Raw genomic sequence first — 21,855 nt, forward strand, 5'->3', positions numbered from 1 at the left:
GTGGGAGCGGGCAAGCCCGCGAAGAGGCCGGTACAGGCAACACATCAATCAGAGGTTATAGGCCCGCTCATTGTGCTCCGCCAGATCCAGCCCCTGCTCTTCCTCTTCCCGGCTGGCCCGCAGCCCCACGGTCAGCTTGATCGCCCCGAGAATCGCCCAGCTCACCACGAAGCAATACACGAAGGTGAACGCCACTCCCTTCAACTGCACCAGTGCCTGCCCGATCGGCGCCGCGCCCTCCACATAGCCGCCCAACGCAGGCGCGGCAAATACCCCGGTCAGTATCGCGCCGACCATTCCGCCCACGCCATGCAGGCCGAACACGTCCAGGCTGTCGTCATAGCCCAGTGCCTGCTTCAACCGGGTCACGGCAAAGAAGCAGATGGCCCCGGTCAAAAGCCCGATCACCAGCGCGCCCAGCGGCCCGACAAATGCACAGGCCGGGGTAATCCCGACCAAACCTGCCAAAGCCCCTGAAGCCGCACCCAGGGCCGTCGGCCGACCATGCATCACCTTCTCGGTCAGCAACCAGCCGACAATCCCCGCACAAGCCGCCACCATGGTCGCCAGCATCACCACCCCCGCCGCCTGGTTGGCCGCCAGCCCCGAGCCGACGTTGAAGCCGAACCAGCCCACCCACAGCAACCCGGCGCCCACCAGGGTGAAGCCGAGGTTGTGCGGCGGCATGGCCACCTGCGGGTAGCCCTTGCGCTTGCCCAGCATCAACGCCGCAGCCAGGGCTGCCACGCCGGAGTTGATATGCACGGCGGTACCACCGGCAAAGTCCAGCACCCCCCAGTTGACCATCAACGCCCCCGGCCCGCCCCAGACCATATGTGCGATCGGCGCGTACACCAGCACGAACCAGGCGGCCATGAACAGCAACGAAGCACTGAACTTCATCCGTTCGGCGAAACCACCGGCAATCAGCGCCGGGGTGATGATGGCGAAGGTCAGCTGGAACACCGCGAACACCCCTTCCGGGATGGTACCGACCAGGCTGTCATGACCGATGTCCAGCATCAGCGCCTTGCCCAGCCCGCCGATGAAACTGTTGAAGGTCAGCTGGCCCTCGACCATGCCGGTGGTGTCGACCACCAGGCTGTAGCCGAACAGCACCCAGAGGATGCCGATCACCCCGGCCACGGCGAACAGCTGGGTGAACACCGAAAGGAGGTTCTTGGCCCGCACCATGCCGCCGTAGAACAGCGCCAGGCCCGGGATGCACATCATCAGCACGAACATCGCGGCGCAGATCATCCAGGCGGTGTTGCCGGTGTCCAGGGTGGGCTCGGCGGCGTGGGCCCGGGAAGTCAGGGCTAACAACATTACAGCGAGGGTGAGTTGCTTCATGGAGTCACTCCTGTGTGAATGGTGGGGGTGCCCTGGGGCTGCTTTGCAGCCCATCGCGACACAAGGCCGCTCCCACAAGGGGTTGCGGTGGCTATATGTGGGAGCGGCCTTGTGTCGCGAAAGGGCCGCAAAGCGGCCCCCGACGGTCAACTCAATATTGCGCCTGGCCCGGCACCCATGCGGTCCCCGCCAATGGCACCCGCGCCATCGCCGCCGCCTCCACGGTCAACGCCACCAGGTCTTCCGGGTCCAGGTTGTGCAAGTGCGACTTGCCACACGCCCGTGCCATGGTCTGCGCCTCCAGCACCAGCACCCGCAGGTAGTTGGCCAACCGGCGCCCCGCCTCCTCCGGGTTCAGGCGCTTGGCCAGTTCCGGATCCTGGGTGGTGATGCCGGCCGGGTCGCGGCCGTTCTGCCAGTCGTCATAGAAGCCTGCCGCCGAGCCGATCTTCTTCAGTTCGGCATCCAGCCGCGGGTGGTTGTCACCCAGCGCGATCAACGCCGCAGTGCCAATGGCCACCGCATCAGCCCCCAGGGCCATGGCCTTGGCCACATCGGCACCATTGCGAATGCCGCCGGAGACGATCAACTGCACCTTGCGGTGCATGCCCATTTCCTGCAGCGCCTGCACTGCCTGCGGGATGGCCGACAGGATCGGGATGCCGACGTGCTCGATAAACACTTCCTGAGTCGCGGCGGTACCACCCTGCATGCCATCGAGCACGATCACATCGGCACCGGCCTTCACCGCCAGCTTGACGTCGTAATACGGGCGACTGGCGCCGATCTTCACGTAGATGGGCTTTTCCCAGTCGGTAATCTCGCGGATTTCGGCAATCTTGATCGCCAGGTCGTCCGGGCCGGTCCAGTCCGGGTGGCGGCAGGCGCTGCGCTGGTCGACGCCAATCGGCAAAGTACGCATGCCAGCCACGCGCTCGGTCACCTTCATGCCCAGCAACATGCCGCCACCGCCCGGTTTGGCACCTTGGCCGAGGACGATCTCGATGGCATCGGCCTTGCGCAGGTCGTCGGGGTTCATGCCGTAGCGCGACGGCAGGTACTGGTACACCAGGTGCTGTGACTGGCCGCGCTCTTCCGGGGTCATGCCACCGTCGCCAGTGGTGGTGCTGGTGCCGGCGATGGTCGCACCACGGCCCAGGGCTTCCTTGGCATTGGCCGACAACGCGCCGAAGCTCATGCCGGCGATGGTCACCGGGATTTTCAGGTGGATCGGCTTCTTGGCGAAGCGGGTGCCTAGCAGCACATCGGTGCCGCATTTCTCGCGGTAGCCTTCCAGCGGGTAGCGCGACACGCTGGCACCGAGCAGCAGCAGGTCGTCGAAGTGCGGCACGCGGCGCTTGGTGCCACCACCGCGAATGTCGTAGATGCCGGTTTCAGCGGCACGCTGGATTTCCTGGATGGTCAGGCGATCGAAGGTGGCCGACTCACGCAGTACCGGGGGGAATTGCTCGCTCATGGGAATGCTCCTGGATCAGTACGCGCTGGCGTTGTCGACTTTGAAGTTGTACAGCTGGCGAGCCGAGCCGTAGCGTTTGAAATCGGCGGCCTTGTGGTCCAGGCCGGCCTTGTTCAGCAGTTCCTGCAGCTCTTGCAGGTGCTCGGCGCGCATCTCTTTCTCGATGCAGTCCGAACCCAGGGACTGCACCGAACCCTTGACGTAGATGCGCACCTCGTACAGCGAATCGCCCAGCGCATCGCCGGCATCGCCACACACCACCAAACGCCCGGCCTGGCCCATGAAGCAGCTCATGTGGCCGATGCTGCCGCCGACGACGATATCCACGCCCTTCATGGAAATACCGCAACGCGCGCCGGCGTCGCCCTCGATCACCAGCAGCCCGCCATGGGCGGTGGCGCCGGCGGCCTGGGAGGCGCTGCCCTTGACCCGCACCGAGCCGGACATCATGTTCTCGGCCACGCCGACACCGACGTTGCCATGCACGGTGACGCTGGCCTGCTGGTTCATGCCGGCGCAGTAATAGCCGGCGTGGCCTTCGATATCCACGGCCACGGCGGCGTTGATGCCCACGGCCAGGTTGTGCTTGCCGTCGGGGTGGGTCACCCGCCATTCGTGGTCCTGCACCTCACCGTGCAAGGACTGGTTGAGGACACGCACCGAGGTGCTGGAAAGGTCGATCGTCTTCATGGGGTTCTCCAGTGGTTCGGTGGCAGGTCAGGCGCTTTTGCGTTCCCAGACGTACAGGGTGGCCGGGGCCGGTTCCCAGACCTTGGCGTTTTCGATGCCCGGCAGGCTGGCCAGCGCCTGGTACTCCGAGGCCATGGCCACGTAGTCGTCGGTCTCGGCCAGCACGGCGGGCTTGCAGGCGATCGGGTCGCGGATCACGGCAAAGCCGTTGCGGGTGCCGATGGCGAAGGTGAAGAAGCCATCGAGGTCCTCCAGGGCGCCGTCCAGGGCCTGGGCCAGGCTGTCGCCCTGCTGCAGGCGCCAGGTCAGGTAGCCGGCAGCCACTTCGGTGTCGTTGTCGGTTTCGAAGCTGATGCCTTCGCGCTTGAGTTGCTGGCGCAGGCGGAAGTGGTTGGACAGTGAGCCGTTGTGCACCAGGCACAGGTCGGCACCGGTGGAGAACGGGTGGCTCCCTTCCATGGTCACGGCGCTTTCGGTGGCCATGCGGGTATGGCCGATGATGTGACTGCCCTTCATGCTGCCCAGGCCGAAGCGGCTGGAAATGTCTGCCGGCAGGCCCATGCCCTTGAGAATTTCGATGCTCTGCCCGGCGCTCATGATGCGTACATCGGGCGCCTGCTCGGCCAATGCGGCGCGGACAGCGGCCTCATCGGAGTGCACCTTGAGCACGGCGGCGCTGGCGTTCTGGAACCAGTCCAGCGAACAGCCCAGGCTGCCCTCCAGCCGGCCCATCAAGGTGGTCCAGGGATAGTTGATGTCGGTGGCCTGCAGGGTCAGCTTGACCCAGCCGTCAGCCACTTCATCGCCGTAGATGGCAAAACCGGCGCTGTCCGGACCACGATCGGTCATGGCCTTGAGCATGGGGTCGAAGAGTTTGCCGAGCTGGGCTTCCAGCTCGGGATTTTTCAGGTACAGACCTACGATTCCACACATGGTGATGCTCCTTACTAGGCAGTGGGCGACCGCTTTCGTGCTGGCCGCCCAAGGGATTGGGGGGCGGTCAGAAGAATTCGGTGTAACGCTGGATTTCCCAGTCGGAGACGTGGCGGCAGTACTCCACCCACTCCATGCGCTTTAGCTTGATGAACTCGTCGACGATTTCGGCGCCCAGCACCTCGCGGAACAGCGGGTCGGCCTCCAGGGCGTCGGCCGCTTCCTTTAGCGACTGTGGCAAGGTCTTGATGCCGCGTGCGGCGATCTCTTCCAGGCTGAGGTTGTAAAGGTTTTCGTTGCACATCTCGCCCGGCTCCAGCTGTCGGTCAATGCCATCGAGGCCGGCAGCGATGATCGCGGCGGTGACCAGGTACGGGTTGCAGCCGGCATCCGGCAGGCGGAATTCCAGGCGGCCATAGGGGATGCGCACCATCGCCGAGCGATTGTTGGCGCCGTAGGCGACAAACGCCGGGGCCCAGGTGGCGCCGGACAGCGAACGGCCGACCACCAGGCGCTTGTACGAGTTGACCGTGGGCGCGGCGAAGGCGCACAACGCCGGGCCATGGGCCAGCAGGCCTGCGGCAAAGTGGTAGGCCAGCTTCGACAGGCCCATGCCGCTGCTGTCGGACGGGTCATGGAACAGGTTCTTGTTGGTGCTGCTGGCCAGCGACAGGTGGAAGTGCATGCCATTGCCGGCGCGCTTGGGGTCGGGCTTGGGCATGAACGAGCAGATCATGCCCAGGTCGTTGGCAATCTCGCCGGCGGCCATGCGGAAGAAGGTGAAGCGGTCGGCCGACTCCAAGGCGTCGCTGTAGGTGTAGTTGATCTCGAACTGGCCGTTGGCGTCCTCATGGTCGATCTGGTAGATGTCGAAGCCCACCGGCTGCAGCGCCTCGGTCAGGCGCTCGAGGAACAGCCGCGAGCGCGACAGGCCCTTGTAGTCGTAGCACGGCTTGTCGAGGTTGTCGGAGGCGTCCACCAGTTGCAGCTTGCCATCCTCGTCGCGGCGGAACAGGCTGAACTCGGGCTCCAGCCCGGTGTTCAGGGTCCAGCCCTTGTCGGCCAGGCGCTGCACCTGCTGCTGCAACACGTAGCGGCTGTCGTAGGGCCAGGGTTGGCCGTTTACGTGGCCTACACACACCACACGGCCGTAGCCCGGCTGCCACGGGACCGGGATCAAGGTGGAAAGGTCGCCGCGGGCCATGAAGTCCGGGCCGTGCGGTTCCATGCCCATGCCGCAGATGGCGAACCCGGCAAAGCCGGCGCCCTCCTCGGCCACCATCTTCAGGCCCGATACCGGCACCGATTTGGTCTTCGCCGAGCCATGGATATCGACGAACTGTGCCAGCACGTACTTGATGCCGTGCTGATCGAGGGTGCGCTGGGTTTCTGCTGGCAACATGGGTTGAACACTCCTGGGCAAGGGGCAATGATTCCGCATGAGAAACTTACTTTCCTCACAGGAATGCAATGCGCTTGCCAACTTTGTTCAGGGTGCAACCTTGCGGTGTCTGAGCGGGCCTCTTCGCGGGCATGCCCGCTCCCACAGGGTTCGCCGCAAAGCCCTGTGGAAGCGGGCTTGCCCGTGAAGAGGCCGATACAGGCAGCACAAAACCCAGGCAGATTTTCATGCTCCATTTATGGGAAACTTGTTTTCACCCGAGGAAAGAAGCTGCCAATGCAGTTGCCTTTCGCACTTTCTCGGTGCGAAAAATTTATTCTTGAACTGAAACCGTGCAGGACATTCGATGCCAACCGAAACCGAACCGCGCCTTCGCCTGGAGCAGTACCTGGGTCTGCAGATCAAGCGTCAACGCCAGGCCCAGTCCCTCAAGCTCGCTGATGTCGCACGCATCGCCGGCATCAGCCAAGGCATGCTGAGCAAGATCGAGAACGCCCAGGTGTCCACCAGCCTCGACACTCTCAGCCGCCTGTGCGACGTGCTGGGCATGCCGATGGCCAAGCTGTTCAGCCAATATGACCAGCCCGACGGCAATGCCTTGCTGGTGAAAGCCGGTGAAGGGCTGGAGGTAGTGCGCCGCGGTACCGAGAAAGGCCACACCTACCATCTGCTCAATCACGCTAGGGGGCCGAAGAAAAACTTCGAGGCCTACATGGTGACCATGGACGACGCCAGTGAAGAGTTCCCGACCTTCGCCCACCCCGGCACCGAGTTCCTCCACTTGCTGGAGGGCGAACTGGTGTACCGCCACGGCAACCAGCTTTATCACATGCAGGCCGGCGACAGCCTGACCTTCGACGGCGAGACCCCGCACGGCCCCGAGCAACTGGTGCAGGTACCCATCCGCCTGTTGTCGATCATGAACTACGGCGACGAGTGACGCGGCGCAGCAAGGCAACAACCGGTGTCGCGATCAGACAAGCACACGTCGCCCGCGATCGGCTTCCGAGCTGTGCCTACAAAGGTAATACACACATCGACCAGCCCCGCTCCGTGGGCTGATCGGTGTGGTATTGGCGAGTAAAACAGCCTCGTTTCACAATTCCTACGCTGTAGCGTCTTTTTTGCACCGGGCAGTTCGTCCGGGCTCATTCGGAAGCGTGCGGTTGGCTATTTCGACTTGGACGCGCTGTCCGACATCGAGGTCGCTGCAGTAGGCGACTCGATGTTCATTTGAGGTTTCTTGCAAAGCCTATAAAACAGATGGTGGCCATGGTCACCCTCCACTTCCTCGCAACAAAGTACGCGGCGCCACCCCAAACGCCTTCCTAAACGCGTGACTAAAATGCGAAAAATCCGAAAACCCGAACTCCAACGCCGCCTGCGAAACACTCCTAACATGCCCACACTCAATCGCCACGCGGCTAGCATTCAGCCGCTCCTTCCAAATCTCCGCAACCGGCGACTTCTGATGCCGCGCAAACGCCCGGGTCACCGTGCGCGTTGACACATGGTGCGCCAGCGCAATCGTTTCGATCGACAGCTCCGGCTCGGTTAAATGCCGCTGAATGTAGTTCATGATCCGCTCATACAAATCCAGCTCTTTATGAGTGGTATTAAGGTCCTGCAGCTCCAGGCTGAGCACCAGCAAATCAATGATGGTGTTGGAGTAGCGTCGGGAAATCCCTTCGTCCTGCAAGAGCGCGACTGAACTGGCCGCCTGGCCAATCATCTGCCGCAGCGGGATCACACCGGGGCGTGCTTCATCCAGCACCAGCGCGGTGAAGTCGCCGATGCGGGGCAGGCGCTGAGCAAGCAGCGGGCGAGGGATGCGGATCAGGTGGTTTTCGGTACCACCGAGGCTGAAGCGGAACGGTTTGGTTGCGTCGTAAAGAAACAAATTACCCGCTGTGAGGCTGGCTTTGCGGGTGTGTTGTTCGATTTCTCCATGGCCGTCGAGGGTGAATCCAAGCCAGATATCTTCGGCGGGGTCGCGGCGCAAATGGTGCTCGGAGCGCACCCAGTGATGCAGCGGCGAGGACAGGGTGGTGATGTCAAGGGGGCCAATTCCGTTGACCTGCAGCGCACCTTCGAAATCGCCCTGCGACGAGGGTTTGCTGTCTGCCGATAGGCAATGATGGCAGACCACTTCCCGCCAGTAATCAAAGCGGCGAGCGGGCGGAACGACAAGAGTGGAATATTGGTTGGTCTCAGCCATGATGGCGCTCACCTTGATTCAACAAAGGGAGAAAACGGGGCACTGTTACCGCGGGTGATATAGGCAAAAAACACGCCATTGGTCTGGGTTGGCGCAAAGGAATCCACTGCGTGATTGTGTCAGCGCGTACCTGTTAACAGCATCAACTACCCCTCCCCATTTCAGGGCAAAAGACCTGATTTCCGTGGTGCGCCGCACCATTGCGGTTCGTACTCGGGTGAGTGTTTTGGCCCTGTCTTTTCCAACCAAACAGTTGTCCTTGCGAACAAAGCGGGGCTAGTCGGTCCTGCCTAACTTGACACTTGCGGCAATTCAGCGACCCATGCCGGCGAGGTGACCCATGCAATTCACACAACAACAGCAAGTGGCCGATGAGTTCAGGTGGCTGCATATGCGTGACCTGGCGCCCGAAGAATTCCTGTCGTGGCTGCTTGAGTGGGGGGCCTGCGCCATGCGAGCCCGGCTGGCGAGTGCTGCCCTTGATACTGAGCGTGTGCCTGAACCAAAAATAACAAGGAGCCTGTGATGGAATCTGCAATCGACAAACACCTCAAGTGCCCGCGGACGTTATCGCGCCGAGTGCCTGACGATTACCAGCCGCCCTTCCCTATGTGGGTTGGCCGCGCTGATGAGCAGTTGACTCAGGTGGTGATGGCTTACCTGGGCGTGCAATACAAAGGTGATAGCCAGCGCGAACAGGCCTTACAGGCGATGCGCGACATCGCTGCCAGCTTCAGTCTGGCCAACGGCCCGCTGACCTACGACCTGACTCACCACACCGACAGCAGTGGCTACGATAACCTGATGATCGTCGGCTATTGGAAGGACGCTGGCGCCTATTGCCGCTGGTTGCGCTCGGCCGAGGTGGATGGCTGGTGGAATTCACCGCAGCGCTTGAATGATGGCCTGGGTTATTACCGCGAGATCTCCGCTCCGCGGGCGGAGCAGTTCGAGACGTTGTATGCGTTTCAAAACGACTTGCCCGGCGTTGGCGCGGTCATGGACAACACCAGTGGCGAAATCGAGGAGCACGGTTACTGGGGCTCGATGCGCGACCGTTTCCCGATGTCGCAAACCGACTGGATGAACCCCAATGGCGAGCTGAGAGTAGTGTCTGGCGACCCAGCCAAGGGTGGTCGAGTAGTAGTGATCGGCCATGACAACATCGCCTTGATTCGCTCGGGGCAGGACTGGGCAGCGGCGGAGGCGGCGGAGCGCTCGTTGTACCTGGATGAGATCTTGCCGACTTTGCAGGACGGCATGGACTTCTTGCGCGACAACGGCCAACCGTTGGGCTGTTACAGCAATCGCTTTGTACGCAATATCGATGCGGACGGTAACTTCCTGGACATGAGTTACAACATCGGCCACTGGCGTTCGCTGGAAAAACTCGAGCGCTGGGCCGAATCCCATCCGACCCATTTACGCATCTTCGTCACCTTCTTTCGAGTGGCTGCGGGGCTTGAGAAGTTGCGGCTCTACCACGAGGTGTCGGTGTCGGATGCGAGCACCCAGGTGTTCGAATACATCAACTGCCACCCGCACACCGGCATGTTGCGTGACGCGCAAGTAAGCGCTAACTAACAACGAACTCCACGTTTAGCCCTGCACCTGTCGTTATTACGACAGCGGGCTCTTTTTGCCCGCGTTTTGACTCAAGATAAGGACTTAGTCCATGAAACAGCTCCGTTACCTGATGCTTGCAGCGGCCGCGCCGTGCCTGTCTGCGCAAGCAGTTGAAGTTTCGCCAGGGGATTATGAAGTGCTGCCGGCGGGTAAAACCATCGGTGTGGTCTATTACCAGCATTCCACCACCGACAGCGCCTACGCCCAAGGCCACAAGGCCAGCTCGGACTTCAACCTGACCTCTAACGTCGGCATCTTGCGTTTGCTGCACGTCTATGAATTGACCGACCGTCTCACCATCGAGCCGCAGTTTCTGCTGCCGTTCGGCCATGTTTCCAGCGGCGGTGACGCCTCGGTTCTGGGCAGCACCAGCGGCATCGGTGACCTCATCCTGACCGCGCCGCTCAAGTACCGCCTCAATGAGGCGAACGACACGATCAGCGCTACGGCTTACCTCATCGCGCCAACGGGTAACTACGACCGCAAAGACGCGCTCAATCTGGGCGAAAACCGCTGGAAGGTCGACCTGCAGGCCGCTTACATCAAGCACTTCGACGATAAATGGGCGATCGATGTAGTCGGTGATGCAATCTGGTACGGCGACAACGACGACTTCACCGTCAACTCGGTACGCCGTGAGCAGGATGTGTCATACGCCGCGCAGCTAATGGGGCGCTACATCATCGACTCGGGCACGTCCCTAGCCGTTGGTTTAGGCCACACCTGGGGTGGAGAAACTCAAGTGGACGGCACCTCCCAGGACGACCGTAGCAAAACCACCAACTTCCGCGTTACCGCCACCAAGTTCTTTACCGCTCAGGACCAGTTGCAGATGCAACTGGGGCGTGACCTCGCGGTAGAAAACGGCCCGAAAGAAAACTTCCGCCTGAACCTCAGGTACGTCCGGGTCTTTTAACCGTCTGCCCACCCTCAGCTGAAATGGAGCACGCACAAATGGCTGACCAACACGCATCCACCGAACAACAACCTTCGCTGTACACCCGCCTGGGCGGCTACGACGCTATCTACCAGTTCGCCGGCGCGGTATTGCGCAAGACCATGGCCCATCCGGCAATTGGTCATATCTGGGCACATATGTCCGAGTCGACCTTCCAGAAAGAGCACATCAACTTTGTCGACTTCCTCTCCCAGCACTGGGGTGGCAGCGCCAAGTACCGTGGCCGCGACATGGTCACTGCCCACCGAGGCATGGGCCTGACCGAGGTGCACTGGCAAGCCACGCTTGATTGCCTGGAGGAGTGTTACAACGACTACAACTTGGCGCCGGAGCTGCGTCAGGAGGTCAACGATTTTCTAATCAAGTTCAAGCCAGCGGTGATCGGCAGCCCGTCCTACCGCGACGTGGTGCTGGCCAACCCTGAGATGGACCCGGCCAAGGGCATGAAGAGCGTGGGCGTGGTCTGGCCTGCCCGCAGCGAAGCGGCAGCACAGGCCGCCGTGCCCAAGCTGGAACCGTAACCCCTCGCCCCCCAGCTGACGCTCAGCACCTGGCGTAAGGCAGTCCTTCTCAACCAAGCGACTGTCCTGCTCAACCAAGTGCCGCCCGCGCGCTGGCGCTAGCTTAGTAGCAGGCCCAGCCGCAGCGAGCCTCTCGAACAGCCAATTTGCCGGGCCCTGCGCCCTAGCATCGGAAACAGGACACACCATGGCCATCACCCGCCCGACGCTCGAACAACTGCAGGTACTCGCCGACCGCTTGCATCTGCAACTGACAACCGAGCAAGCCAGCGAATACTTGGCGCTTATGCAGCCCAGCCTCGACGCCTACGACCTGGTCGACGAGCTACCAGACTTCACCCCGCTGGTGCGCTACGAGCGCACTGCCGGTTATCGCCCGTCCAGCCGAGAAAACCCACTGAACGCCTGGTATTACCGCACCGAAGTGACGGGTGCCAGCTCAGGCAAGCTGTTCGGCAAAACGCTCGCATTGAAAGACAACATCTCGCTGGCCGGCGTACCGATGATGAACGGCGCCGCGCCTCTGGAAGGTTTCATACCGGCGTTCGATGCCACGGTGGTCACCCGCTTGCTCGACGCTGGGGTGACCATTCTCGGCAAGGCCACCTGCGAGCACTACTGCCTATCCGGCGCCAGCCACACCTCGGACCCGGCGCCCGTGCACAACCCACTGCGTCCAGGCTTCAGTAGTGGTGGTTCGTCGTCGGGCAGCGCGGCGCTGGTGGCGGCCGGCGAAGTTGACCTGGCGGTGGGCGGCGACCAAGGCGGCTCGGCGCGTATTCCTGCAGCATGGTGCGGCATCTACGGCCTGAAGCCGACCTTCGGGCTGGTGCCGTATACCGGGGTGATGGCGGTCGAGGCGACGTTTGATCATGTCGGCCCGATGACCAACAACGTGCGCGACAACGCGCTGATGCTTGAAGTGATGGCCGGCACCGACGGCCTCGATCCACGTCAGGGGGCGCCCGAAGTTGATGCCTACAGCCACTACCTTGATCGCGGTGTGCGCGGCCTGCGGATCGGCATTCTCCAGCAAGGGTTCCAGCTAGCCAACCTGGACCCACGGGTTGCCACATCGGTGCGCAGCGCGATCGCTCGGTTCGAAGCGTTGGGCGCGGTGGTCGAGGAAGTCTCGGTTCCCGAACACACCCTGGCCGGCATGCTGTGGGGCCCGATTGGCTGCGAAGGTCTAACCATGCAGATGATGCATGGCAACGGCGCAGGCTTTAACTGGAAAGGCCTATACGATGTCGGCTTGCTCGACAAACAGGTCGGCTGGCGCACCCAGGCCGACGCCCTCTCGCCTTCGCTCAAGCTGTGCATGCTGGTCGGCCAGTTTGGCCTAGACCACTACCACGGCCGTTATTACGCCAAAGCGCAGAACATCGCGCGCTTTGCCCGCGCCGGCTACGACAGGGCACTGGAGCGCTTCGACCTGTTGGTGATGCCGACCGTGCCGATCACCGCCCAGCCGCTGCCGGCGGCGGATTGCTCTATCACCGAAAACGTCTCGCGGGCATTGGAAATGCTCGGCAACACCGCCGCCCAGGACATCACCGGCCACCCGGCCATGACTGTCCCCTGCGGCCTGGTCGACGGTTTGCCCGTTGGGCTGATGCTGGTCGGCAAGCATTACGCAGAGGGAACAATCTACCAGGCAGCAGCGGCATTCGAAGGCGCGGTGGACTGGCGCACGCTATAGCGCAGACAACCGGCGCTGCGCCTCGACAACCAAACAACTAGAACAGCAACAACCTTCGACAACCGTGTTGAACGAGAGGAGTAATCCCATGACGGTAACTTCAACCCCTGGCGAGAGGGCGCGGGCACTGTATGCAGTGCTCAAGAGCAAAGACCTCATCCCTGAAGGCTACATTGAGCAACTCACCCAGCTGATGGAGCACGGCTGGAGCCCAGATAACGGCGCGCGCATCGTCGCTAAGGCCTGGGTCGATCCGGCCTTCCGCGAGCTGCTGCTCAAAGACGGCACCGCCGCCTGCGCCCAGTTTGGTTTCACCGGGCCGCAGGGTGAATACATCGTCGCCCTGGAAGATACACCGCAGCTGAAGAACGTGATCGTCTGCAGCCTGTGCTCCTGCACCAACTGGCCGGTGCTGGGCCTGCCGCCCGAGTGGTACAAGGGCTTCGAGTTCCGCGCTCGACTGGTTCGGGAGGGTCGCACGGTATTGCGGGAGTTGGGCACCGAGTTGCCGGAAGACGTGGTGATCAAGGTCTGGGACACCACCGCTGAAAGTCGTTACCTGGTGCTGCCGCAGCGGCCGGCAGGCTCGGAGCACATGAGCGAAGAGCAGCTACGCCAACTGGTCACCAAAGACGTGCTGATCGGTGTCGCCCTGCCGCGTGTTGGCTGAGTAGACCGCCCCCCTTAACCTTCCGGAGTGTTCAATATGGATGGCTTTCACGATCTTGGCGGTTTCCAGGGCTTTGGCAAAGTGCCCCACCGCATCAACAGCCTGAGCTACAAACAAGTGTTCAAGCAGGACTGGGAGCACCTGGCCTACAGCCTGATGTTCATTGGCGCCGACCACATGAACAAGTTCAGCGTCGACGAAATCCGTCACGCAGTGGAGCGCATCGATGTGCGCCAGCATGTCGGCACTGAGTACTACGAACGCTACGTCATCGCGACCGCCACACTGCTAGTCGAGACCGGCGTCATCACCCAAGCCGAACTGGATGAAGCACTCGGCTCGCACTTCAAGCTGGCCAACCCTGCCCATGCCCAAGGCCGTAAGGCGATCACCGGGCGCGCGCCGTTTGAAGTCGGCGATCGGGTCATCGTGCGAGATGAATACGTCGCCGGACATGTGCGCATGCCCGCCTATGTACGTGGCAAGCAAGGCGTGGTGCTGCACCGCACTACGGCGCAGTGGCCGTTCCCGGATGCAATCGGCCACGGCGACCGCAGCGCTGCGCATCAACCGACCTACCACGTCGAGTTCCGCGTGCAAGACCTGTGGGGCGATGCCGCCGACGACGGCCTGGTGGTGGTTGACCTGTTCGAAAGCTACCTTGATAAGGTCGACAGCCCGTGAGCGGTGAGCGCATGGCTGCCGGCGCCGCGGCAGGCCGACTTCCGGTAACGGTCCTTTCCGGCTTCCTCGGCGCAGGCAAGACCACCCTGCTCAACCATATCCTGCGCAATCGCCAGGGTTTGAAAGTGGCGGTGATCGTGAACGACATGAGCGAGGTCAATATCGATGTCGCCGAGGTTCAGCGTGATGTAACGCTGCACCGCGGCCAGGACGAGTTGATCGAGATGAGCAACGGCTGCATCTGCTGCACCCTGCGCGCCGACCTGCTCGAGCAGATCAGCGCGCTCGCGCGTCAGCAGCGCTTCGATTATCTACTGATCGAATCCACCGGCATCTCCGAACCGATGCCGGTCGCCGAGACCTTTGCCTTTCTCGACACCGAGGGCTTCAGCCTCAGCGAACTGGCGCGGCTGGATACCTTGGTCACGGTGGTCGATGCCAGCCAGTTCCAAGCTCTGCTCGACTCACCCGAAACCGTCGAGCGTGCCGACAGCGCTGCGGATATGCCGCGGCGCCCGCTAGCTGATCTGCTGGTCGAGCAAGTCGAGTATGCCAACGTGATTCTGGTCAACAAGCGCGACCTGATCGACGAAACGCAATACCAGACACTGCGGGCGGTGCTGGCCGGGCTCAATCCAGGCGCGCAGATCCTGCCGATGGTCGCTGGTAATGTTGAACTGTCGAGAATCCTCGGCACGCAGCTGTTCGATTTGCCCTGCCTAGCCGCCGCGCCCGGCTGGATGAAGCAAATGGACGCCGGCAACGCTCCGACTGCCGAGTCGGACACCTACGGCGTGACCTCGTGGGCTTACCGCGAGCGTGCCCCTTTTCACCCGCAACGCCTGCTCGAATTTCTTTCCCGCCCCTGGGGCAATGGCCGTCTGCTGCGCAGCAAAGGTTACTTCTGGCTCGCCAGTCGCCACCGTGAAATCGGCCTGCTGGTGCACAGCGGCAAGCAGTTTCAGTGGGACTACGTTGGCCACTGGTGGAATTTCATAGACCCGGCGCAGTGGCCACAGGACAAGTACCGCTTGCAGGGCATCATGGCCAAGTGGGACAGCATCGTCGGCGATTGCCGGCAAGAGCTGGTGTTCATTGGACAGGACTTGGACACCGCAACGTTACAACGCGAACTCGACCATTGCCTGCTGAGCGCAGACGAAATCTCCATGGGTCCGTCGGCTTGGCCAACGCTCCCATGGGCAAATGTCTTTGACAGACTCGCCTTGTCGGCCAGCCAGATGCAGCCCCTCCCGGCTGCCGCCGCTATCCCGTTGGAGATGTAGCATGCTTTTTTTTAATCGCACCAGCCGCTGGGTATTGGCCCCACTCGCCGACCGCCTCGACCAGCCCGATCAGCCGAGCGCGCCGTTGTCGTCGCGCAACCCGTTACTGCGGCGCATCCTCACAGGCGTCGAGCAACTGCTCCAAGAGCGGCGCACGCTCAAGGAGCAGGCGCGCGAACTTGCCTCTCAGGTGAGCCAGCTAGAACAGCGCCTGGCTGACCGCGACGAGTGGGTGCGGCAACTGGATGTACGCTGGGTACTGGCCACCCAAGGTGCCGATGAGCTGTTCTGGCAACTGCAGCCATCCGCCGCTGCCACACCCGCGCCGGAGTGCGTGATGGAGTGGACAGGCTCGGCTTCGATCCACGCGCCGCACCTGCCCCGGCTGGGCCAGTGGAACGAACGGTTGCATCCGGCTGATCGCAACGCCCATATGCAAGCCCTGGCCCGGCATCTCGCCGACCGCAGCGGACGCACGCCGTTTGCACTGGACGTACGCATGAAACTCACAGCCGACGGTGACTACCGCTGGTGCAGGGTCAGCGGCAGTTCGCTACGCGATGCAAACGGCGTTGCAATCGCCACAGCGGGCACCCTGCGGGACATCCATGAACAACAGCTGCATATTCAGGAGCTGGAACTGGCCGCCGAACGTTTCGACATTTCCCGCGAGATGCTCCATGACGGCCTGTGGGATATCGAGGTCGTGGCTGGCGACCCGGCCAACCCGAGCAACACCATCTGGTGGTCATCGCAGATGCGCAGGCTGCTCGGTTGCACCACCGTCGAAGAATTCCCCAACACCCTGGAAAGCTGGACCTCACGCCTGCACCCCGACGACAGCGCCCGCGCAATCTCGGCGTTTGTCGCCCATGTCGACGATCGCAGCGGCAACACCCCCTTCGATGTCGAGTACCGACTCCGGCACCAAAGCGGCGCCTACCGCTGGTTCCGCGGCCGCGGGCAAACCCGCCGTGGCCAGGATGGCGCGCCGTTGCGGGTCGTCGGGGCTATAACCGATATCCATGCCCGGCATGAAGAAAGCACCATCCGCGAGGCGCAGGCGCAACAACACCAGGTGATGCAGGAGACCCTTGGCAAACTGACACACATCGTCGCCACCATCCAGGGCATCGCCAGCCAGACCAATCTCTTGGCCTTGAACGCCGCCATCGAAGCGGCGCGTGCGGGCGAAGCCGGGCGCGGTTTTGCGGTGGTGGCGGACGAGGTGCGCAAGCTTGCAACCCGTACAAGCCAGGCAACCCAGCAAGCGGCGCAGATGATCGACAGCTAACCCGTGCCAGCGCAGGGTTGACGATTCAAAACAATTCCAATCAGGTACGTTACCCCACCTCTTGCGGGCCAACACACAACTCGAGAAACCGCGCCGCCGCCCGCGACGGGGTAGCGGCATGCGGCACCAGAATGGAAAACCGCCGCACCAACGCCTGCGGCACAACCTGCAAGCGTTGCAACGCCCCATCTTCATGCCGGATCGACATCGCCGACACAAATCCGATCCCCATCCCGGCCCGCACCGCCTCCTTCACCCCTTCCACCCCGGCAATCTCCAGCGCCACGCGCATCGCCACACCACTGCGGGCAAATGCCCGCTCGACGATCTGCCGCACACCCGAGCCGCTCTCGCGCAGCACCAACGGGTAGGCCCCCAGCGATGCCAGCGTCTGCTGGTCACTGCTCGCCAGCGGATGACCACGCGGCACGATGGCCACGATCTCGTCTTGCCGCCACGCCGTCACCGCCGTGCCCAATGGCAATTCCTGCCCAGGCGGCCCTTCGATCAGGGCGATGTCAACGCTGTCCAGCGCGGCGACGATTTCTGCCGTATTGCCATTGGAAGTGCTCACCAGCACCTCCGGGTAGCGGGCATGGAAATCGGCAATCAGGTACGGCAGCAGGTAGCTGGCCGGCGTGGTGCTGGCGCCGATGCGCAAGGTACCGCGCTCCAGCCCGCGCATGGCCTCACGCAATGCCTGGGCCTGGCGGAAGGTTTCGCGCAGGCGCTCGGCATGGGCCAGCAACTGCTCGCCGGCTGCTGTCAGCCGCACACCACGGCCGGCGCGCTGATAGAGGGGCTCACCAAAGGCCTCCTGCAGCAGCTTGAGCTGGCCAGACACCGCCGGCTGCGACAGGTGCAGGGCCTGGGCCGCATGGCTGATGTTGCCGTGCTCGGCGACGGTGGCGAACGTTATCAGTTGTTCTGGGGTCATGATTGAAAAGTATCAGCTATACGGATATTTGCCATCCTAAATTACGATTTTTTATAAGCTTATAACCAGATTAACGTAGGTCATGTCGAAATACCTTTCCGGAGGACTCACATGGCCACGGTTCCGTCCAACCCCGCCTTTGCACCTACCCTCTCCACCCGAGGGCGGCTCAATGGCATTCTGTTCGTCGCGCTTTTCGCGCTTGCGGTCACCCAGCTGGCCGCCCTGCCCGCCATCGCCAACCTGGGCATCAGCCCGCTGATCGTCGGTATCGTCGCCGGTGCGCTGTACGGCAATGCGCTGCGTGACGGCGTACCGGCGAGCTGGGCAGCGGGCATCAACTTTTCCGCCCGCGGCCTGCTGCGCATTGCCGTGGCCTTCTTCGGCCTACGGGTAAGCCTGCAGGAAATTGCCGAAGTCGGCTGGTCCGGGCTCATCGTGTCGCTACTGGTGGTGTCCAGCACCCTGCTGATCGGCCTGTGGTGCGGCATGAGGCTGTTCAAGCTGGACCGCGATACCGCCCTTCTGACCGCGGCCGGCAGCGCCATCTGCGGCGCCGCCGCGGTACTGGCCTTCGAATCGGCCCTGCGCAGTGCCCCGCACAAAAGCGCCATGGCGGTTGGTAGCGTGGTGCTGTTCGGCACCCTGTCGATGTTCCTCTACCCATTGGCGATCAATGCCGGCTGGCTGCACCTGGACACCATGGGCGCCGGGCTGTTCCTCGGCGGCACCATTCACGAGGTGGCCCAGGTGGTCGGTGCGGCCAGCAACGTCAGCCCCGAGGCCACGCATATCGCCACCATCGTCAAGATGACCCGGGTGATGTTGCTGGTACCGGTACTCCTGGTGGTGGGCCTCTGGATCAGCCGCGCACGCCAGCCGGGCCAGGCACAGGGCAACGGGCGCATCGCCATGCCCTGGTTCGCCTTCGGCTTCCTCGCGCTGGTGCTGGTGAACTCGCTGCAAGTGCTGCCGGGTAGCGTGACGCAGGCGGTCAACAGCCTGGATACCTTTGCCCTGACCATGGCCATGACCGCGCTGGGAATGGAGACGCGCTTCAGCCAGATTCGCCAGGCCGGGCCACGGGCGCTGGCGACCGGAGCGATTCTCAACCTTTGGCTGGTGTTTGGCGGCGTGGCAATTACCCTTGGCGTGCAGAGGCTGTTGGGCTGACTTGAGACCGTGCTGGCTTCTTCGCGGGCTTGCCCGCTCCCACAGGTACAGCGCAAACCTTGAGCGCTGCGCGGTCCCTGTGGGAGCGGGCAAGCCCGCGAAGAAGCCAACCGGGTCTCAAGCTTTTTCCACTCCCCCCTCGTTGCCGCCCGCATTTCTCGGTATGGTGTTGTCAAAGAAGGATGTTTTACCCGCACAGGAAAGACTTAGATGCCTCAACGCCATGTCATCAATGCATCCGTCAGCCCCAAAGGCAGCCTGGAGACGCTGTCACAACGTGAAGTGCAGCAACTGAGTGAAGTCGGTACCGGTAGCCTTTACACCCTGTTCCGCCAGTGCGCCCTGGCCATCCTCAACACCGGCGCCCATGTCGATAATGCCAAGACCATCCTCGAGGCCTATCAGGACTTCGAGGTGCGTATTCATCAACAGGACCGCGGCGTGCGCCTGGAGCTGCTGAATGCCCCGGCCGACGCCTTCGTCGATGGCGAAATGATCGCCAGTACCCGTGAAATGCTGTTCAGCGCCCTGCGCGACATCGTCTACACCGAAAGCGAGCTGGCCAGCCAGCGCATCGACCTGGAAAGCTCCCAGGGCATCACCGACTATGTCTTCCACCTGCTGCGCAACGCCCGCACCCTGCGCCCGGGCGTGGAGCCGAAGATGGTGGTGTGCTGGGGTGGCCATTCGATCAGCAGCGAGGAATACCAGTACACCAAGAAGGTCGGCCACGAGCTGGGCCTGCGCAAGCTGGACGTATGCACCGGCTGCGGCCCGGGCGTGATGAAGGGCCCGATGAAGGGCGCCACCATTGCCCATGCCAAGCAGCGCATGCACGGCAGCCGCTACCTGGGCCTGACCGAGCCGGGCATCATCGCCGCCGAAGCGCCCAACCCGATCGTCAACGAACTGGTGATCCTGCCGGACATCGAGAAGCGCCTGGAGGCCTTCGTCCGTGTCGGCCACGGCATCATCATCTTCCCGGGGGGGGCCGGCACGGCCGAGGAGTTCCTCTACCTGCTGGGTATCCTCATGCACCCGGACAACCAGAACCTGCCGTTCCCGGTGATACTCACCGGCCCGCGCAGCGCCGAGCCGTACCTGCAACAGTTGCACGCCTTCGTGGGCGCCACCCTGGGTGAAGCGGCGCACCGCCTGTACGAGATCATTATCGACGACCCGGCGGAAGTCGCCCGGCACATGGTCGAAGGGCTCAAGGCGGTGAAGCAGTTCCGCCGCGAGCGCAACGATGCCTTCCACTTCAACTGGCTACTGAAGATCGAGGAGAGCTTCCAGCGCCCGTTCGACCCGACCCACCAGGCCATGGCCGACCTGGACCTGCGCCGCGAATTGCCGGCCCACGAACTGGCCGCCAACCTGCGCCGGGCGTTTTCCGGCATCGTCGCCGGCAACGTGAAGGACAAGGGCATCCGCCTGATCGAGGAACACGGGCCGTATCAGATCCGCGGCGACAGCGCCGTGCTGGACCCACTGGGTCGGCTGTTGCAGGCGTTCGTTGACCAGCATCGGATGAAGTTGCCTGGTGGCGCGGCGTATGTACCGTGCTACCAGGTGGTGACCTGATTCGCCATTGTTGCTGTTGCTTCGGCTTTTGCTTCTAAGCGCGCGACAGTTCAAGCGCTCGGAAGCAAAGGCAAAGGCAAAACTGCTACTAGCTCAGGTCGGCCATCGGCCGTTCGACGAAGCGGATACTGTCGCGCCCTCCGCGCTTGGACTGGTACAACGCCACATCCCCCTGCTCGATCAACGCCGCCAGGCTCGCCGGCGGCTGGTCGAACAGGTTGGCGCCGATACTCAAGGTGACCGGCTGCGGCGTAGGCACCGTCTTGCTGGCAAACTGCTGGAACTGTTCGCGCAACAACCCACCCAGCTCCATGATCCGCTCGCTGCTCGCACCACACAGCAGAATGACGAACTCATCACCGCCCAGCCGCGCCGCCAGCGAGCGCTCGGGCAGCACCGTGCGTATCATCTCGCTCAAGGCAATCAGCAAGCGGTCCCCTGCAACATGCCCGTGCAGGTCGTTGACCAGCTTGAAATTGTCGATGTCGATCAGCAGCAAGGCCCCGGGCTGAGCCGGGCTCACTTCCTTGAAGAAAGGCCCCGCCCGCACCTCCAGCGCGCGCCGGTTGTACAGCGCAGTCAACGGATCACGGGCTGCCAGCCGGGCAATACGCACCTCGCGCCGGTAGCGCACAGTGCCGGTCATCGACAAGGCAATCAGCATGATCGCCATCGCGCCTTCGACCAAGGACACCTGAATGATCAGCCCGCCGAAGGTGGCCAGGTCAATCAGCGTACCTGGTGTGATCGCAATGATCGCCTTGGCCACATAGAACAAGCCGTGAACCAGCAATACATAGCGCAACTGCACAGCGCCAACACTCAGCGACTTGCCATGCGGCCGCAACAGCCAACTGGCCTTGAGCGTCAACAGCGCCACCAGCAACGAGTTGACCATCAGCATCACCTTCGACCACTGCGGCCCCACAGGCAACAGCAGCAAGGCGAACCACACCAGCACGACCGACAACCAGATACGCGACAGCCGCATTTGGGTAAAGCGCAACACCCCTGCCAGGAAGAACCAGTGCGCCACCACCAGCAAGCCGTTGGCGAACCAGATACCAATCAGCAACAAGCCGATGCCGCGCAGCAAGGCCAGGGTGGAACCCATCGTGATGGTGGCAAAGCCTGCGCTCCAGAACAGCAGCGATGGCTCGCGAACGCTGCGCCACTCGATCGCCAGATACAATGCAGCTGCGGCAGCCAGGGCGATCGAGATAGTCAGCATCGTGGGTGGGTCAAGCGCCATATATGGATTGGCCTATCTGGTTAACGAGGAAACGGCCCGATTGTATGTGCTTGTGATGACTTTTCAGAGGGACGATGCACGTTTGTCCGAAAATC

At 62.6% G+C, this 21,855-nt stretch carries 18 protein-coding genes and 2 pseudogenes; 12 read left to right on the top strand and 8 right to left on the bottom strand.

The genetic code is table 11. The features are described from left to right. Nucleotides 1-48: 48 nt before the first annotated feature. The 5 genes from M2S36_RS05510 to glnT all read right to left on the bottom strand — a co-directional run bounded on the left by M2S36_RS05510 (nucleotide 49) and on the right by glnT (nucleotide 5,855). Entirely contained in the window at nucleotides 49-1,353 is a 1,305-nt protein-coding gene (locus M2S36_RS05510) for an ammonium transporter (protein ID WP_333956823.1), read from the bottom strand. Nucleotides 1,354-1,504: 151 nt separating this feature from the next. Then, nucleotides 1,505-2,830 (bottom strand): FMN-binding glutamate synthase family protein, encoded by a 1,326-nt coding sequence (locus M2S36_RS05515; protein ID WP_207837953.1) that lies wholly within the window; start codon nucleotides 2,828-2,830, stop codon nucleotides 1,505-1,507. Nucleotides 2,831-2,845: 15 nt separating this feature from the next. After that, complete coding sequence (locus M2S36_RS05520; RefSeq protein ID WP_102689157.1) at nucleotides 2,846-3,520, bottom strand: protein glxC; 675 nt, start codon at nucleotides 3,518-3,520, stop codon at nucleotides 2,846-2,848. A gap of 27 nt (nucleotides 3,521-3,547) precedes the next feature. Then, nucleotides 3,548-4,453 (bottom strand): class II glutamine amidotransferase, encoded by a 906-nt coding sequence (locus M2S36_RS05525; RefSeq protein ID WP_233693526.1) that lies wholly within the window; start codon nucleotides 4,451-4,453, stop codon nucleotides 3,548-3,550. A 67-nt stretch (nucleotides 4,454-4,520) separates the two neighbouring features. Continuing rightward, nucleotides 4,521-5,855, bottom strand: coding sequence for a type III glutamate--ammonia ligase (gene glnT, locus M2S36_RS05530; RefSeq protein WP_207837950.1), 1,335 nt, complete (start codon nucleotides 5,853-5,855; stop codon nucleotides 4,521-4,523). Between the two features lie 346 nt (nucleotides 5,856-6,201). Between glnT and M2S36_RS05535 the strand changes: the two genes are divergently transcribed. Further along, nucleotides 6,202-6,795, top strand: a complete 594-nt coding sequence (locus tag M2S36_RS05535) for a helix-turn-helix domain-containing protein (protein WP_025338781.1) — start codon at nucleotides 6,202-6,204, stop codon at nucleotides 6,793-6,795. A 336-nt stretch (nucleotides 6,796-7,131) separates the two neighbouring features. Here M2S36_RS05535 and M2S36_RS05540 read toward each other — a convergent pair whose 3' ends face one another. Next, nucleotides 7,132-8,073, bottom strand: coding sequence for a helix-turn-helix domain-containing protein (locus M2S36_RS05540; protein WP_207837948.1), 942 nt, complete (start codon nucleotides 8,071-8,073; stop codon nucleotides 7,132-7,134). Nucleotides 8,074-8,598: 525 nt separating this feature from the next. On the opposite strand from M2S36_RS05540, the gene oxdA reads away from it, so the two are divergent. The 9 genes and pseudogenes from oxdA to M2S36_RS25060 all read left to right on the top strand — a co-directional run. Next, on the top strand, nucleotides 8,599-9,657 hold the full coding sequence (oxdA, locus tag M2S36_RS05545) for an aliphatic aldoxime dehydratase (protein ID WP_333956824.1): 1,059 nt from the start codon (nucleotides 8,599-8,601) through the stop codon (nucleotides 9,655-9,657). A 91-nt stretch (nucleotides 9,658-9,748) separates the two neighbouring features. Beyond that, nucleotides 9,749-10,615: a transporter gene (locus M2S36_RS05550; RefSeq protein ID WP_207837944.1), complete on the top strand. Its 867-nt coding sequence runs from the start codon at nucleotides 9,749-9,751 to the stop codon at nucleotides 10,613-10,615. Between the two features lie 38 nt (nucleotides 10,616-10,653). After that, entirely contained in the window at nucleotides 10,654-11,178 is a 525-nt protein-coding gene (locus tag M2S36_RS05555; protein WP_207837942.1) for a group I truncated hemoglobin, read from the top strand. A gap of 187 nt (nucleotides 11,179-11,365) precedes the next feature. Continuing rightward, nucleotides 11,366-12,880 carry an amidase gene (locus M2S36_RS05560; protein ID WP_207837940.1) on the top strand — a complete coding sequence of 505 codons (1,515 nt, stop codon included), beginning with the start codon at nucleotides 11,366-11,368 and terminating at the stop codon, nucleotides 12,878-12,880. Between the two features lie 88 nt (nucleotides 12,881-12,968). Then, nucleotides 12,969-13,550: a nitrile hydratase subunit alpha gene (nthA, locus tag M2S36_RS05565; RefSeq protein WP_207837938.1), complete on the top strand. Its 582-nt coding sequence runs from the start codon at nucleotides 12,969-12,971 to the stop codon at nucleotides 13,548-13,550. 36 nt (nucleotides 13,551-13,586) lie between these two features. After that, entirely contained in the window at nucleotides 13,587-14,234 is a 648-nt protein-coding gene (gene nthB, locus M2S36_RS05570) for a nitrile hydratase subunit beta (RefSeq protein ID WP_207837936.1), read from the top strand. 11 nt (nucleotides 14,235-14,245) lie between these two features. After that, nucleotides 14,246-15,520 carry a GTP-binding protein gene (locus M2S36_RS05575; RefSeq protein ID WP_333956825.1) on the top strand — a complete coding sequence of 425 codons (1,275 nt, stop codon included), beginning with the start codon at nucleotides 14,246-14,248 and terminating at the stop codon, nucleotides 15,518-15,520. 337 nt (nucleotides 15,521-15,857) lie between these two features. Continuing rightward, nucleotides 15,858-16,520, top strand: a pseudogene (locus M2S36_RS25055) (PAS domain-containing protein); the annotation flags it as partial. Between the two features lie 30 nt (nucleotides 16,521-16,550). Then, nucleotides 16,551-16,805: pseudogene (locus M2S36_RS25060) on the top strand (methyl-accepting chemotaxis protein); the annotation flags it as partial. 58 nt (nucleotides 16,806-16,863) lie between these two features. On the opposite strand, the gene M2S36_RS05585 reads toward M2S36_RS25060, so the two are convergent. Then, entirely contained in the window at nucleotides 16,864-17,751 is an 888-nt protein-coding gene (locus M2S36_RS05585) for a LysR family transcriptional regulator (RefSeq protein WP_333956826.1), read from the bottom strand. 111 nt (nucleotides 17,752-17,862) lie between these two features. Here M2S36_RS05585 and M2S36_RS05590 point away from each other — a divergent pair, with 111 nt between their 5' ends. Together M2S36_RS05590 and ppnN are read left to right on the top strand one after the other, a co-directional pair. Beyond that, nucleotides 17,863-18,924: a YeiH family protein gene (locus M2S36_RS05590; RefSeq protein ID WP_207837926.1), complete on the top strand. Its 1,062-nt coding sequence runs from the start codon at nucleotides 17,863-17,865 to the stop codon at nucleotides 18,922-18,924. A gap of 210 nt (nucleotides 18,925-19,134) precedes the next feature. Beyond that, the gene (ppnN, locus tag M2S36_RS05595; RefSeq protein ID WP_207837924.1) at nucleotides 19,135-20,508 is read left to right on the top strand and encodes a nucleotide 5'-monophosphate nucleosidase PpnN; all 1,374 of its coding nucleotides are present in this window, start codon (nucleotides 19,135-19,137) and stop codon (nucleotides 20,506-20,508) included. A gap of 88 nt (nucleotides 20,509-20,596) precedes the next feature. On the opposite strand, the gene M2S36_RS05600 is transcribed toward ppnN, so the two are convergent. Continuing rightward, nucleotides 20,597-21,739 carry a GGDEF domain-containing protein gene (locus M2S36_RS05600; protein WP_207837922.1) on the bottom strand — a complete coding sequence of 381 codons (1,143 nt, stop codon included), beginning with the start codon at nucleotides 21,737-21,739 and terminating at the stop codon, nucleotides 20,597-20,599. Between the last annotated feature and the right edge of the window lie 116 nt (nucleotides 21,740-21,855).

Source organism: Pseudomonas sp. SF2 (assembly GCF_036858055.1).
Taxonomy (GTDB): domain Bacteria; phylum Pseudomonadota; class Gammaproteobacteria; order Pseudomonadales; family Pseudomonadaceae; genus Aquipseudomonas.

What these genes read in the sequence shown, in the direction of transcription:
- M2S36_RS05560 (WP_207837940.1), top strand. Translation starts at nt 11,366, where the DNA reads ATGGCCATCACCCGCCCGACGCTCGAACAACTGCAGGTACTCGCCGAC.
- nthB (WP_207837936.1), top strand. Translation starts at nt 13,587, where the DNA reads ATGGATGGCTTTCACGATCTTGGCGGTTTCCAGGGCTTTGGCAAAGTG.
- M2S36_RS05555 (WP_207837942.1), top strand. Translation starts at nt 10,654, where the DNA reads ATGGCTGACCAACACGCATCCACCGAACAACAACCTTCGCTGTACACC.
- M2S36_RS05590 (WP_207837926.1), top strand. Translation starts at nt 17,863, where the DNA reads ATGGCCACGGTTCCGTCCAACCCCGCCTTTGCACCTACCCTCTCCACC.
- glnT (WP_207837950.1), bottom strand. Translation starts at nt 5,855, where the DNA reads ATGTTGCCAGCAGAAACCCAGCGCACCCTCGATCAGCACGGCATCAAG.
- M2S36_RS05550 (WP_207837944.1), top strand. Translation starts at nt 9,749, where the DNA reads ATGAAACAGCTCCGTTACCTGATGCTTGCAGCGGCCGCGCCGTGCCTG.
- M2S36_RS05515 (WP_207837953.1), bottom strand. Translation starts at nt 2,830, where the DNA reads ATGAGCGAGCAATTCCCCCCGGTACTGCGTGAGTCGGCCACCTTCGAT.
- nthA (WP_207837938.1), top strand. Translation starts at nt 12,969, where the DNA reads ATGACGGTAACTTCAACCCCTGGCGAGAGGGCGCGGGCACTGTATGCA.
- oxdA (WP_333956824.1), top strand. Translation starts at nt 8,599, where the DNA reads ATGGAATCTGCAATCGACAAACACCTCAAGTGCCCGCGGACGTTATCG.
- M2S36_RS05525 (WP_233693526.1), bottom strand. Translation starts at nt 4,453, where the DNA reads ATGTGTGGAATCGTAGGTCTGTACCTGAAAAATCCCGAGCTGGAAGCC.
- ppnN (WP_207837924.1), top strand. Translation starts at nt 19,135, where the DNA reads ATGCCTCAACGCCATGTCATCAATGCATCCGTCAGCCCCAAAGGCAGC.
- M2S36_RS05510 (WP_333956823.1), bottom strand. Translation starts at nt 1,353, where the DNA reads ATGAAGCAACTCACCCTCGCTGTAATGTTGTTAGCCCTGACTTCCCGG.
- M2S36_RS05600 (WP_207837922.1), bottom strand. Translation starts at nt 21,739, where the DNA reads ATGCTGACTATCTCGATCGCCCTGGCTGCCGCAGCTGCATTGTATCTG.
- M2S36_RS05520 (WP_102689157.1), bottom strand. Translation starts at nt 3,520, where the DNA reads ATGAAGACGATCGACCTTTCCAGCACCTCGGTGCGTGTCCTCAACCAG.
- M2S36_RS05575 (WP_333956825.1), top strand. Translation starts at nt 14,246, where the DNA reads ATGGCTGCCGGCGCCGCGGCAGGCCGACTTCCGGTAACGGTCCTTTCC.
- M2S36_RS05585 (WP_333956826.1), bottom strand. Translation starts at nt 17,751, where the DNA reads ATGACCCCAGAACAACTGATAACGTTCGCCACCGTCGCCGAGCACGGC.
- M2S36_RS05540 (WP_207837948.1), bottom strand. Translation starts at nt 8,073, where the DNA reads ATGGCTGAGACCAACCAATATTCCACTCTTGTCGTTCCGCCCGCTCGC.
- M2S36_RS05535 (WP_025338781.1), top strand. Translation starts at nt 6,202, where the DNA reads ATGCCAACCGAAACCGAACCGCGCCTTCGCCTGGAGCAGTACCTGGGT.